At 69.5% G+C, this 12,096-nt stretch carries 11 protein-coding genes; 7 read left to right on the top strand and 4 right to left on the bottom strand.

Going from position 1 to position 12,096, the window contains the following annotated elements:
- Window positions 1–223: 223 nt before the first annotated feature.
- Complete coding sequence (locus ABZ215_RS41275; RefSeq protein WP_354956218.1) at window positions 224–394, top strand: hypothetical protein; 171 nt, start codon at window positions 224–226, stop codon at window positions 392–394.
- A gap of 630 nt (window positions 395–1,024) precedes the next feature.
- Here the strand turns inward: ABZ215_RS41275 and ABZ215_RS41270 are convergent.
- Genes ABZ215_RS41270 through ABZ215_RS41260 form a run of 3 tightly spaced genes read right to left on the bottom strand, consistent with a single transcriptional unit; the run spans window position 1,025 to window position 4,009 of the window.
- Window positions 1,025–1,789, bottom strand: coding sequence for a crotonase/enoyl-CoA hydratase family protein (locus ABZ215_RS41270; RefSeq protein ID WP_027935767.1), 765 nt, complete (start codon window positions 1,787–1,789; stop codon window positions 1,025–1,027).
- The gene (locus ABZ215_RS41265) at window positions 1,786–2,955 is read right to left on the bottom strand and encodes an acyl-CoA dehydrogenase family protein (RefSeq protein ID WP_354712318.1); all 1,170 of its coding nucleotides are present in this window, start codon (window positions 2,953–2,955) and stop codon (window positions 1,786–1,788) included. Before ABZ215_RS41265 ends, ABZ215_RS41270 begins: the two co-directional genes overlap by 4 nt.
- 1 nt (window position 2,956) lies before the next feature.
- Window positions 2,957–4,009, bottom strand: coding sequence for an alcohol dehydrogenase catalytic domain-containing protein (locus ABZ215_RS41260; RefSeq protein ID WP_193354341.1), 1,053 nt, complete (start codon window positions 4,007–4,009; stop codon window positions 2,957–2,959).
- 115 nt (window positions 4,010–4,124) lie between these two features.
- Here ABZ215_RS41260 and ABZ215_RS41255 point away from each other — a divergent pair, with 115 nt between their 5' ends.
- The gene (locus tag ABZ215_RS41255; RefSeq protein WP_354712319.1) at window positions 4,125–6,095 is read left to right on the top strand and encodes a dehydrogenase E1 component subunit alpha/beta; all 1,971 of its coding nucleotides are present in this window, start codon (window positions 4,125–4,127) and stop codon (window positions 6,093–6,095) included.
- Between the two features lie 24 nt (window positions 6,096–6,119).
- Here ABZ215_RS41255 and ABZ215_RS41250 read toward each other — a convergent pair whose 3' ends face one another.
- A complete protein-coding gene (locus tag ABZ215_RS41250; RefSeq protein ID WP_354956216.1) occupies window positions 6,120–6,779 on the bottom strand; it encodes a TetR/AcrR family transcriptional regulator in 660 nt (219 codons plus the stop codon).
- Window positions 6,780–7,011: 232 nt separating this feature from the next.
- Between ABZ215_RS41250 and ABZ215_RS41245 the strand changes: the two genes are divergently transcribed.
- The 5 genes from ABZ215_RS41245 to ABZ215_RS41225 are packed head-to-tail and all read left to right on the top strand — an operon-like array spanning window position 7,012 to window position 12,066.
- Window positions 7,012–7,239, top strand: a complete 228-nt coding sequence (locus ABZ215_RS41245; RefSeq protein WP_354956214.1) for a hypothetical protein — start codon at window positions 7,012–7,014, stop codon at window positions 7,237–7,239.
- A 15-nt stretch (window positions 7,240–7,254) separates the two neighbouring features.
- The gene (locus ABZ215_RS41240; RefSeq protein WP_020417309.1) at window positions 7,255–9,285 is read left to right on the top strand and encodes a hydantoinase/oxoprolinase family protein; all 2,031 of its coding nucleotides are present in this window, start codon (window positions 7,255–7,257) and stop codon (window positions 9,283–9,285) included.
- 10 nt (window positions 9,286–9,295) lie between these two features.
- Entirely contained in the window at window positions 9,296–11,227 is a 1,932-nt protein-coding gene (locus tag ABZ215_RS41235) for a hydantoinase B/oxoprolinase family protein (protein ID WP_354956212.1), read from the top strand.
- 12 nt (window positions 11,228–11,239) lie between these two features.
- Window positions 11,240–11,641: a carboxymuconolactone decarboxylase family protein gene (locus ABZ215_RS41230; RefSeq protein ID WP_354956210.1), complete on the top strand. Its 402-nt coding sequence runs from the start codon at window positions 11,240–11,242 to the stop codon at window positions 11,639–11,641.
- Window positions 11,638–12,066 (top strand): SDR family NAD(P)-dependent oxidoreductase, encoded by a 429-nt coding sequence (locus tag ABZ215_RS41225; RefSeq protein WP_354956208.1) that lies wholly within the window; start codon window positions 11,638–11,640, stop codon window positions 12,064–12,066. The genes ABZ215_RS41230 and ABZ215_RS41225 overlap by 4 nt, the downstream gene beginning before the upstream one ends.
- The last annotated feature ends 30 nt before the right edge of the window (window positions 12,067–12,096 follow it).

Raw genomic sequence — 12,096 nt, 5'->3', positions numbered from 1 at the left:
CTCGATCCTCGTCACTGATCATCAACCCCGACGACGGCACGAACCAATCATCGCAAGCTCACCACCGTAAACTGATTAACGACGCGCGACACTAGCAAGCACGGCTTCCCGATGCACAACACCGTGATGTCCGGGTAGGGGCGCGCAACCATTGTTGTGGAGTTCGGAGAGCACAGCGGTGCGCGGATCAAGGGCCCGGCAAACCGTCGCGCACCGCCGGCCGGTGATCCTGACCGACCTCATCGTGCAGGCGAACCGCTGGCCCGCCGACCTCATCGGCCAGCCCGGCGTCCACGTTGCGCACGGCACTGCCGAGGTGATGGCCATCGTCGAGGACATCATCGCCGCCTCCGACGAAGTCGACGAGCTGCTCGCCTTCGCCCTGCAACGATGAGGTCAGAGGGCCAATCCGGCCGCGTACCGCGTCCCGGGGTCGCGCCGCGGCCGAACCGAATGTCGCCGACGCGCGGAGCCCGCGGCTTGCCGTCTGGAGGCTGCCGAAGGCTTATCCTCCGAGTTCCGCGCTCGCGCCGTCGCCCCGGTTCGAGCGGGCAAGCCAGTGCGAGAAGCCGCGCAGGAGCTCGGGATCAGGGAGTCGTGCTCGCACACCTGGGCCAAGCAGGATCGTATCGACCGTGGGTGAACGTGCCGGTCTGAGCAGCACCGAGCACGCGGAGCTGGCAGCGGTGAAGCGGACCCAAAGGGCGACAACAGTAGTCGCCCGCCTTGCAGACCGGGCATTGCCGGCGAAATTGGCCTGCGGGTTGCTGGAAGCCAGCCAGTCGGGGCTCTATCACTGGCGGTCCCGGCCGACCTCCCCAGCGGCATTACGCCGGGAGTCGTCGCCCGAGGTCATCACAGAGATCCACACCCGCCCCCGGGGCGGGCACCTACAGCGCACCCCGGGTACGGGGCGGATGGCGAACCGCTGCCCCTGCTGACGACCTGGGCGGGCGCGCGACGGCGCGGGCGCTCGACGAGCGCTCGAAGAAGCCGCCGCGGCGGAACAGCCAACGCGAAGCCGTCACCTACCCCGCCACACCGGATCCCGCTTCTCGGCGAAGGCGCGGGCGCCCTCCTGCGCGTCCTCGGATTCGAAGACGGGCCGCACGAGTGCCTGCTGTTCGCGGAAGGACTCGTCCGCGCCCCAGTCCCAGCACCGGCTGACCACATCCTTGGAGACCCGGACCGCCAGCGGGGCGTTCGCGTTGATCCGCCGGGCCAGCGCCAGCGCCTCGTCGCGCGCTCGGCCCGGCTCCACCAGCCGGTTGACCAGCCCGTGGCGGTACGCCACCTCCGCATCGAACGGGTCTCCGGTCAGGGCGTGCTCCATGGCCAACTGGTAGGGCATCCGCCGGGGCAGGCGCAGCAGACCGCCGGCGGCGGCGACGAGACCACGCTTGACCTCGGGGATTCCGAAGCGAGCGCCCTCGGCCGCGACGATCAGGTCGCACGCCAGCGCGAGCTCGCACCCACCGGCCAGGGCGTACCCCTCGACGGCCGCGATCATCGGCTTGGACAGCCTGCGCTCGGTCAGGCCGGCCAGGCCCAGCCTGGGAATCGACACACCCTCACCGCGCAGGAAAGCCTTGAGGTCCATGCCGGCGCAGAACGTGCCGCCGGCGCCCGTGAGGATCCCGGCCAGCAGGTCCGCGCGCTCCTCCAGCTGATCCAGGGCAGCACTGACCGCCCGGGCGACAGCGGAGTCGATCGCGTTGCGCGCCTCCGGCCGGTTGATGGTGATGACCAGAACGTCGTCATGCTGGTCGACCAGCACGCAGTCGGTCACCGCGCCACCCCCTTGCCCGACGGGACGAGGGTTCGCGCGATGACGTTGCGCTGCACCTCGCTGGTGCCTTCGCCGATCTCGAGGATCTTCGCGTCGGCGTAGAACCGGGAGATCGCCGATTCCCGGATGAACCCGTACCCGCCGTGGATCTGGACGCTCGCGCTGGCGACCCGGTTGGCGACCTCGGAGGCGTACAGCTTGGCCATGGCGGCGGCCTTGGCGTACGGACGTCCCTGGTCGCCCAGCCAGGCGGCGCGGTAGACCAGCCAGCGCGCGGCCTCCACCTCGGTGGCCATGTCGGCCAGTTTGTGCCCCACGGCCTGGAACTTGTTCAACGGGCGCCCGAACTGCTCGCGGTCCCCGGCATGGCGGATCGCGAGGTCCAGGGCGGCCTGCGCGAGCGACAGGGACAGCGCGGCGACGCTCACCCGCCCCGCGTCCAGCACCTCCAGGAACTGTCGCAGCCCGTTGCCCTCCTCCCCCAGCAGGTGGTCCTCCGGGACCCAGCAGTCGGTGAACACGAGCTCGCGGGTGTCCAGGGCGTGCCACCCCAGCTTGCGCAGCGGCCGCCCCTTCGCGTAGCCGGGAGTGCCGTCCGGCACGAAGAAGGTTCCGTACCTGTTCTTGCCGCTGGCATCCGTACCGGTGACCGCCAGCACCGTCACGCCGAGGCTCATCTCGGTGCCGGCGTTGCTGATGAACATCTTCGTGCCGTTGAGCACCCAGCCGTCTTCGGTCCGCCGCGCCCTGGTGCGGATGCCCGCCGCGTCCGAGCCCGCCGTGGGTTCGGTCAGGCCGAAGGCGCCGAGCTTCTCCCCGGTCGCGAGGGGGACCAGCCACCGCTTCTTCTGGTCATCAGTGCCGAACCGCGCCAGCGGCAGGGTCGCGATGGTGGAGTGGGCGTTCCACGCCGCCGCCACCGACTGATCGGCCTCGCCCAGGGCTTCCATCGCGGCCACATAGGACACCAACCCGGCATCGGCGCCGCCATAGGTCTCCTCGACGAGCATGCCCATCAGGCCGAGTTCGCCGAGACTGCGGAACACCTCCGCCGGGAAGTAGCACCGCTCGGACCAGTCCGCCGCGTACGGCGCGATCTCCCTGGCAGCGAAGTCCCGGCACATCCGTTGCAGGGCAACGGTTTCCGCGGGCAGGTCGAAGTCCATCTCAGCGCTCCTCCGGGGTCAGCAGGATCTTCAGGTGGGAACCCGAGCTGAGTTCGCCGAACGCGTCGAGCCCCTGAGCGAGCGGGTAGACACCCGTCAGAAGCGGCGTGGGGTCGAGCCGGGCGGTGGCGATCAGGTCCAGCACGCGCGGGATGTCGAAGTTGTACCCCAGCGATCCGAGCACGGTTCGCTCGAACGGCACGATCTGGGTGAGGGGGATCGACGCGGCGCCACCGCTGATGCCGGCGAGCACGGCCCGGCCGCCTCGCCGCACCGTCTTGACGGCGAGTTCGACCAGCTCGGGCCGCCCGGTGGCCTCGACGACGACGTCCGGCCCGACCCGCCCGGTTCGCAGGAACACCTCACGTCGCACGTCGCTGACGGCCGGGTCGTACACCTCGGTCGCGCCGAGCTCGGCGGCGCGCTTCGCCCGGCCGGGCACCGGCTCGCTGACGTAGATCCCCGCGGCGCCGGCGAGCTTGAGCGCCATGAGCGCCGCGATGCCGATCGGGCCGGCACCGAGGAGCAGCGCGGTGTCGCCGGGCCGTACTCCGGCCCGGCGGACCGCGTGCAGCCCCACCGCGAGGGGCTCGGCGAGCGCAGCCAGCTCGTCCGTCACCCCGTCGGGAACCGGCACCAGACCAACCGCGGGCACGGTGACGAACGGAGCGAACGCCCCCGGCGAGGCGACGCCGACCGAACCGCCCTTGGCGCAGATGTGGTACTCGCCGTGGCGGCACCAGCGACAGACCCCGCACCGCAGGCACGGATCGACCGCCACCCGCGTGCCGACCTCGATCCCCGGCACCGGCGAGCCCAGTGCGGCGACCCGGCCGCTGAACTCGTGCCCCAGCGTCATCGGGGGCGTGGCGCCGGTGAGCGGGTGGGGTGTGGTCCGGATGAGATTCGGACCCGCGGTGTACTCATGCAGGTCCGTTCCGCAGATGCCGGCGTAGGACACCGCCACCACCGCGTCGCCAGGCGCCGGGGCCGGTGGTTCCGGTACCTCGTCGAGCCGCAGATCACCTCTGCCGTGCCATCGCAACGCTCGCATCCGACCCACCTTCGCGTCAGAGTTGTTTTTTCGAACAATCGGTACAAGAATCGTGGTTCCCCGCCAGATGTCAAGGGGGCGGGCCGAAACCCCAGCAAGACAAGGGCAGAACAGGATGACTTCCACTCAGGCGAGCGACACCGCCCGCGAGGTCGGCGCGAAGACCGAGATGTACCGGCGGATGCGGCTCATCCGCCAGTTCGAAGACCGGGCGTCCCGGCTGTACCGCACCAACCAGATACCCGGTTTCCTGCACCTGTCGATCGGCCAGGAGGCCACGGCGGTCGGCGCGTGCTGGCCGCTCGACGACCGGGACGTCATCACCTCCACCCACCGAGGTCACGGCCACTGCATCGCCAAAGGCCTGGACGTGACCGGCATGTTCGCCGAGCTGATGGGCCGCAGCACCGGAACCTGCCAGGGGCGAGGTGGTTCGATGCACATCGCCGATCCCCGCAAGGGGATCTTCGGCGCCAACGGGATCGTCGCGGCGGGCCTGCCCATCGCCACCGGAGCCGCCACCGCGGCGCAACTGCGCGACCAAGGCGGCGTGGTGCTCGCGTTCTTCGGCGACGGCGCGGTCGCCCAGGGAATGTTCCACGAGGCGGTCAACCTCGCCGCGGTGTGGCGGCTGCCCATCATCTTCTGCTGCGAGAACAACCACTACGCCGAGTTCTCCGCCGCGAAGGACCAGCACCGTGCGACATTGGCCGACCGCGCCCGCGGGTACGGCATCGGCTACGCCCACGTCGACGGCAACGACGTCGTCGCGGTTGCCGAAACCACGACCGCACTGGTCCACGACCTCCGCCGTGGCGCCGGCCCCGTGCTGCTGGAAGCGGAGACCTACCGCTGGCACGGGCACTACGAGGGCGACCCGGAGCGCTACCGCGAGCCCGCCGAGCTCGAAGAGTGGAAGACGCGCGACCCGCTCGCACTGCTCGCCGCGCGGCTGGAGGCCGACCGCGTCGCGGAGATCGACCGCGAGGTGGACGAGATCATCGACAGGGCGGTCGAGCGGGCTCAGGCCGCCGACGAGCCCGCACCGGAGACGCTGCACCACTTCGTCGGCGTCCCTCGCGAGCCGGTGCCGGAACCGCCCGAACCCGACGGCGAGGTTTTCCGCACGATGGATGCCGTGCACGAGGCGCTCGAGCACGAACTGGCCGCCGACGAGGACGTGTTCCTCGCCGGCATCGACGTCGCCGCGGGCGGCAACGTCTTCGGGCTCATGCGGGGGCTGGCGGACAAGTACCCCGGACGCGTCCGCGACACGCCGATCTCGGAGAGCGCGATCGTCGGCGCGGCCGTGGGGTCGGCGATGGCGGGCCTGCGTCCCGTCGTGGAACTGATGTACCTGGACTTCCTCGGGGTGTGCCTGGACCAGCTGATGAACCAGGCGGCCAAGCTGCGGTTCATGACCGGCGGCGCGGTCAGCCTGCCGCTGGTGGTCCGCACCCAGTTCGGCGCGGGCAAGTCCTCCGGGAGCCAGCATTCGCAGAGCCTGGAGGCGCTGCTCGCGCACATCCCCGGGCTCACGGTGGTCATGCCGTCCACGCCGGCCGACACCTACGGCCTGCTCCGCGCGGCGATCCGGGACCCCAACCCGGTCGTGTTCATCGAGAACCGCCTGCTGTACGGGCGCAAGGGGCCGCGCCCGCGGCCAGGACACCTGGTGCCACTCGGCAAGGCCGCCATTCGCCGCGAGGGCACGGACGTCACCCTGGTGTCGTACTCGAAGCTGGTGCACGACTGCGTCGCGGTGGCCGGGGACCTGGCGCGGGAGGGCATCAGCGTCGAGGTCGTCGACCTGCGCACCATCGCGCCGCTGGACACCGGCACCGTGCTGCAGTCGCTGGCCAAGACGAACCGGCTGGTCGTCGCCCACCAGGCAGTCGAATCCTTCGGCGTCGGCGCCGAACTCGCCGCCGTCGCGGCCGAGCACGGGTTCTGGACGCTGGACGCGCCGGTTCTGCGCGTCGGCGCCGCCCACACCCCCGCGCCGTACGCGCCGTCACTGGAACGCGCGTGGCTCCCCGATCGGGACAGGATCGCCGCGGCCGTGCGGAAGTCCGTCCGTGGCTAGCGTGCGCGTGTCCGGGAGCCGGGGTCAGGCGCCCTCGCGCTCCCGGAACGAGCGCACCCGCTCCTCGAGGTCGTCGGCGTCGTAGGAGGGGCTCCGGAAGCCGGAGATCAACGTGGCGCAGTACTCGCGGGACAGGAACTCGGCGTCCCACCCCCCGCCGGGTTTGGCCCACTGGTAGGTGTGGTTGTGCATGTTGAGGAACTGCAGCATCGCCAGCCGCGCGTCCATCTCACGGAACGCTCCGGACTCCATGGCCTCCACCAGGAGGTCCTGCACGATCTTCTCGAACTCGTGGCGCTGGCGCAGAAGGCGCGTCCGGTTCGCACCGCGCAGGTGCCGGTAGTCGTGCTCGTAGACCCAGATGTGGTCCAGCCGAGCCAGGATGAGCTCCAGCAGCGTCTGCGACAGCAGGCGCAGCCGCAGCACCGGGTCCTCGTCCAGTGCCGCGATCCGCCGCGCGGCGGTCAGCAACGGGTTGAGAACGCGGTTCTGGATTTCGACCAGCAGGTTCTCCTTGGACCCGATGTAGTAGTACAACGCGCCCTTGGCCAGGCCGGCGACCTGACCGATCTCGGCGATGCCCGTCGCCGCGTAACCCTGCTTCGCGAACAGCTGCGCCGCCTGGTCGATGATCTCCTGCCGCTTGATCTCGTAGCCCGGCCCGTGTCCCGGTGGTCTTGGCATAAGCCCACAGCCTATTCCGCGTTCCCGGCGACGCGTGCGCCCGCCTGGGAAACCGCCCGCGCGCTTCCCCGGTCTCACCCGGTCCGGGCTTGTCAGGTCCCGGCCCGAGCCTTAGAGTGCTTCCCGTCACCGTTTCGTAGACCGACTGGTACACGAAACCCGCCACCGGCACAACACACTGGAGTGATGGCCCGTGAGTGATGAAAAATCTCCTGCTCAGCAAGGCCTTGCCGTGCCACGGGAGGAAGTCTCCGAAGAGGACCTACGCGCCCTGGGCGTCGACCTGGCCCGCGACTTCCCCGGCAGCACCGCCGCCGACTTCCGCCGGTACCCGGTCCTGTCCGAGGGCGGCTGGTTCATCGTCGTGAAGCACCAGAAGACGCTCGAGTCGGTCGCCCGCGAGCCGGGCCCGCTGCTCGGCCCGATCACCCTGGCCTCCGATGGCCTGGACGTGAACTGAGAGAGGAAGGTCATCATGATCGGAGTCGATGTCGGCGGCACCTTCACGGATGTCGTGGCGATCGAGGACGGGAAGATCAAGACCGTCAAGGTGTCCACGGACGTGCGAACCACCGAGCGGGGCGTGCTCAAGGGAGCCGAGGAGATCGGCGTCGAAGCCGCCGAGGTCTTCAACCACGCCAGTACCCACGGCCTCAACGCGGTGATCACCCGGCGCCTGCCCAAGATCGCCTTCCTCACCACCGACGGCCACCGCGACATCCTCGACATCGGACGGACGTGGCGCCCGGTCGAGGGGCTGATGAATCCCACCTGGCGACGCTCCTACGGCGACGCGAACCGTCCGCTGGTGCCCCGCTACCTCCGTCGCGGGATCCGCGAGCGCCTCACCGCCGACGGGGCCGTGCTGATCCCGCTCGACGAGGACCAGGCCCGCGCGCAGCTGTCGGTGCTGCGCCGTTGCGGCGTCGAAGGTGTGGCGATCTGCCTGCTCAACGCCTACGTCAACGACCACCACGAGGAACGCCTGCGGCAACTGGTGCACGAGGAGCTGGGCGACATCCCGGTCTCGATCTCCAGCGAGGTCTCACCGCTGGCGAAGGAGTTCGCCCGGGCCTCCACGACCGTCGTCGACGTGTTCATGCGCCTGATCTACGGCGACTACACCCGGCGCCTCGACGCGGGTCTGCGTGAGCTGAAGTTCACCGGCGACCTGAACTTCGCCGACTGCGCCGCTCAGCTGGTGCGCTCGGACGTCGCGATGGAGCACCCGTTCCGCATCGTGTTCGCCGGCCCCGCGGCGGGCACCGTCTCGAGTGCGCACTTCGGCAGCGTGATCGGCGCGCACAACCTGCTCTGCGCGGACGTGGGCGGAACTTCGTGCGACATCAGCATCGTCACCGACGGCAAGCCGTTCGTGAACACCACGTTCGAACTCGAACACGACCTCATCGTCAACGCGTTGTCGAACGAGATCTCCAGCATCGGAGCCGGTGGCGGCAGCCTGGTCACCATCAACGCGGCGGGCGAGCTGAAGGTCGGGCCGGGCAGCGCCGGCGCGGATCCGGGTCCCGCCTGCTACGGGATCGGCGGCACCCAGCCGGCCACGACCGACACCTGCCTGCTGATGGGGATCATCGACCCGGACGGGTTCGCCGGCGGCCGGATGAAGCTGGATCCGGAGCTGTCCAGGCAGGCGTTCGAGGCGCTCGACACGAAGCTTTCGTTCGAGCAGCGCGTGTCCTACGCGTTCAACATCGGGATCAACAACATCGCCGAGGGCGTCACGAACATCGCGATCCAGCACGGTGTCGACCCACGGGACTACAGCCTCGTCGCCTACGGTGCCGCGGGCCCGATGCTGCTGCCCGCCGTGCTCGATCTGGTGCACGCCGCCGAGGTGATCGTGCCGCCGCACCCGGGCCTGTTCTCCGCGCTGGGTCTGGTCAGCACCGACCTCGTCTACGCCGACAGCCGCAGCGCCTACACCCTGCTCACCGCCGAAGCAGCCGAGTCGATCGACAAGGTGTACCGCTCGATGGAGCAGCGCCTGTCGGAGCGGCTCAAGGAGAAGGACCGCGGCAACGTCACGTTCGTCCGCAGTTTCGACGGACGCCTGGCGGGCCAGACGTGGGAGACGCCGTTCATCACGGTGCCCGACGGCGAGATCACCGCCGAAGGCGTCGAGCAGATGGTGGCCAACTTCCACGCGGCCTACGCCGAGCGCTCGGGCAACAAGTTCGAGGCGCTGCCGGTGCAGGGCGTGACCTACCGGGTCCAGGCCGTCGTGCACGCCGACAAGGTCGAGTACCCGGTGCTGCCCGAGCGGGCCGCGGGCGAACGCCCGGAACCGACCCGCACGCTGACCATCCGCTACCTCACCGACGAGGATCTACCCGCCCACGAGTACCAGCGCGCCGACCTGCGCGCGGGCGACGCGATCGACGGTCCGGCGGTCATCCGCGAGCCGCTGTCCACGACGTTCCTGGTGCCCGGGCAGACCGGTCACGTCGGTACGCACGGCGAACTGCGCATCCGCAAGGCGTGAAGGGAAGACCATGACTGTTTCACTCAAGGACCTCGACGACGCGCAGTTCACCGAGCGGTACGGCGCCGACCGGTTCACCGCCACGGTCCTGTCCAGCCGGATGCGCTACATCGTGCAGCACATGTGCACGGGGCTGCTCAACAACGCGTTCTCGCTGATCCTGCGCGACTGGTACGACTTCGCCGCGACCATCTCCGGGCCGCCGGAGCAGAACTACCCGATGTCGTCGGTGAGCAACAGCCTCGCCATGTTCCTCGGCACCATGTCCGAGGCGGTGCGCAACACCATCGAGGAGTACGGTCCGGAGAACCTCCGCCCCGGTGACGTGGTGATCTGCAACGACCCGTACCGCGCCGGCAACCACGTGAACGACATCTGCTTCATCCGGCCGGTCTTCGCCGGCGACCGCATCATCTCGTTCGTGACCCTGCGGGCCCACCAGCTGGACATGGGCGGCGTGGTCCCGGCCGGGTTCAGCGGTACCAAGCGGAACGTGTACGAAAACGGCCTGGTGATCGCGCCGACCCTGCTCTACCGCGACGACAAGCCGGTCAAGTCGGCGTTCAACCTGATCTTCGACAACGCCCGGTACTGCGCCCTGCTGCTGCCCGACATCAAGACCATCTACGCCAACCTCCTGCTGGGCGAGCAGCTCATCCTGGAAAGCGTCGACCGGTACGGGACCGAGGCCTACCTGGGCGCGATCCGGTACAGCACCGACGTCTCCGCCGAGGCGATGCGCACCGCCCTGGCCGCACTGCCCGATGGTGTCTACGAGGCCGAAGAGGGCATCGACTGCGACGGCATCGACGACACCATCGACTACCGGATCAAGGTCAGGATCACCAAGACCGGTCCGCGCATGGAACTGGACTTCAGCGGCACCTCACCCCAGGCGCGCACCAGCATCAACGCCGGCATCCTGGACACCAAGACCGCCGTCGGCGTGGCGCTGAAATTCCTCATCGACCCGGCCACGCCGTTCACCTCCGGCGCCTACCGCGACATCGACATCGTGCTGCCCGCGGGCACTTTCATCAGCGCCACCCCACCCGACGGTGCGGTCTTCCTCTACTGGGAGAGCACCGGCCCCGTCCTGCTGGCGGTGTTCCGCGCGCTGGAGAAGGCATTGGGCCGCAAAGCGGTCGGCGGCGACTACGGCTCGCTCAACATCCACAACGCCAACGGTGTCCTCGAAGACGGCACACCGTGGGTCACCACCGCCCAGTGCGGCGGCGAGCACGGTCCCTGGGGCGCCACCGAAGCCGGCGACGCGGACAGCTACTCCGTGGTGTACCAGGCCAACAACCTCGACCCAGCGACCGAGGCGATCGAATCCGAACTCCCGGCGGTCGTGCTGCGCAAGGAATACAAACCGGACAGCGGCGGCGCGGGAACCAACCGCGGCGGCGCGGCCGTGCTCAAGGACACGTTGTACCTGACAGCGGCCGAGCACTGGTCCAGCCCGCTGCACACCAAGAGCCCCAGCGGGCTGGGTGTCTACGGCGGCCGGAACGGCGGGCTCGGCGCGACGTGGATCTTCCACCCCGAGGACGGGGACGTCGTGCGCCGCAAGGAGCTGATCGGGACCGCCGACGAGGTCTACGCCGGGGCGACCCCGGTCGCCGGCATGCTCGACCCCGCCACGAAATGCGTCGACCCGGACGGCGAGTACTTCTACTTCGCCAGCACGCCGGTCTGGCACACCAAGCCGCACGCCGTGTTCCGCTACCTCACCAACGGCGGCGGGGGCTGGGGCGACCCGCTGCAACGGGACCCGGAGCGGGTCAAGAAGGACGTGCGCGACGAGTACGTGACCGTCGAGGGCGCCTACCGCGACTACGGGGTCGTCATCACGGGCGACCCGGTCAACGATCCGGAAGAGCTGCAGGTGGACGAAGCGGCCACACGCCGGCGCCGCGCCGAGATGGCCGCCCGGTAAGGAGGAACCCGAATGACATCCACCGAACTCACCGATCGGCAGCGCGAACTGCGCGAGCAGTTCCTCTCCGAACGCGGCTACTGGAACAAGTTCTGGGAAGGGCTGCTCACCCTCGATCCGGAGTTCTTCGAAGCCTACCTGAACTTCTCGGCCGTCCCCTGGCGCAAGGGGGTCCTCGAACCCAAGGTGCGGGAGCTGATCTACACCGCCATCGACGCCTCCACCACGCACCTGTACGAGCCGGGGCTGCGCCAGCACATCCGCAACGCACTCGGCTACGGGGCGACCAAGGAAGAGATTATGGAGGTCCTGGAGCTGACCAGCGTGCTCGGCATCCACACCTGCACCCTCGGCGTGCCGGTGCTGATGGAAGAACTGGAAGCCCACGAGCGGAAGAACGGCCAGGGTTCGTGAACGGAGTGCTCGCCGCGGGCGGTCCGGCCGGCATGCACGGACAGCAGGCCGTCGTGACCGGAGCCGCCCGCGGCATCGGCGCCCGGATCGCCAGGGAACTGGCGTGGGCCGGTGCTTCGGTGACAGTGCTGGACATCCACGATCCCGCCGAGACGGTCGCCGCGATCGTGGCCGACGGTGGAACCGCTTCCGGTCAGGTCGTGGACGTCACCGACCTCGCTGCCGTCCGGAGGGCTCTCGCGGGGTTGCCCCGGCTCGACGTCCTGGTCACCTCGGCCGCGGTGTACGGCGACACGGTGGCCCTCGACGACCTGGACGAGTCAGAAGTGGACCTCGTCCTCGGGGTCAACGTCAAGGGCACCCTGTGGACGATCAAGGCCGCGTTGCCGCTGCTGCGGCACCCAGCTCCAGCACGCACTTCTTGAGGTGCCGTCCGGCCAGTTCCCCGACCGCGC

Origin of the sequence: Amycolatopsis sp. NPDC006131, from assembly GCF_040614175.1 — a bacterium.
Taxonomy (GTDB): domain Bacteria; phylum Actinomycetota; class Actinomycetes; order Mycobacteriales; family Pseudonocardiaceae; genus Amycolatopsis_E; species Amycolatopsis_E tucumanensis.
This window is presented reverse-complemented; position numbering and strand designations above follow the sequence as displayed.

Bases quoted from the DNA above. Each gene is read 5' to 3' on its own strand.
- ABZ215_RS41265 (WP_354712318.1), bottom strand. From the start codon at position 2,955: ATGGACTTCGACCTGCCCGCGGAAACCGTTGCCCTGCAACGGATGTGC.
- ABZ215_RS41260 (WP_193354341.1), bottom strand. From the start codon at position 4,009: ATGCGAGCGTTGCGATGGCACGGCAGAGGTGATCTGCGGCTCGACGAG.
- ABZ215_RS41255 (WP_354712319.1), top strand. From the start codon at position 4,125: ATGACTTCCACTCAGGCGAGCGACACCGCCCGCGAGGTCGGCGCGAAG.
- ABZ215_RS41250 (WP_354956216.1), bottom strand. From the start codon at position 6,779: ATGCCAAGACCACCGGGACACGGGCCGGGCTACGAGATCAAGCGGCAG.
- ABZ215_RS41240 (WP_020417309.1), top strand. From the start codon at position 7,255: ATGATCGGAGTCGATGTCGGCGGCACCTTCACGGATGTCGTGGCGATC.
- ABZ215_RS41235 (WP_354956212.1), top strand. From the start codon at position 9,296: ATGACTGTTTCACTCAAGGACCTCGACGACGCGCAGTTCACCGAGCGG.
- ABZ215_RS41230 (WP_354956210.1), top strand. From the start codon at position 11,240: ATGACATCCACCGAACTCACCGATCGGCAGCGCGAACTGCGCGAGCAG.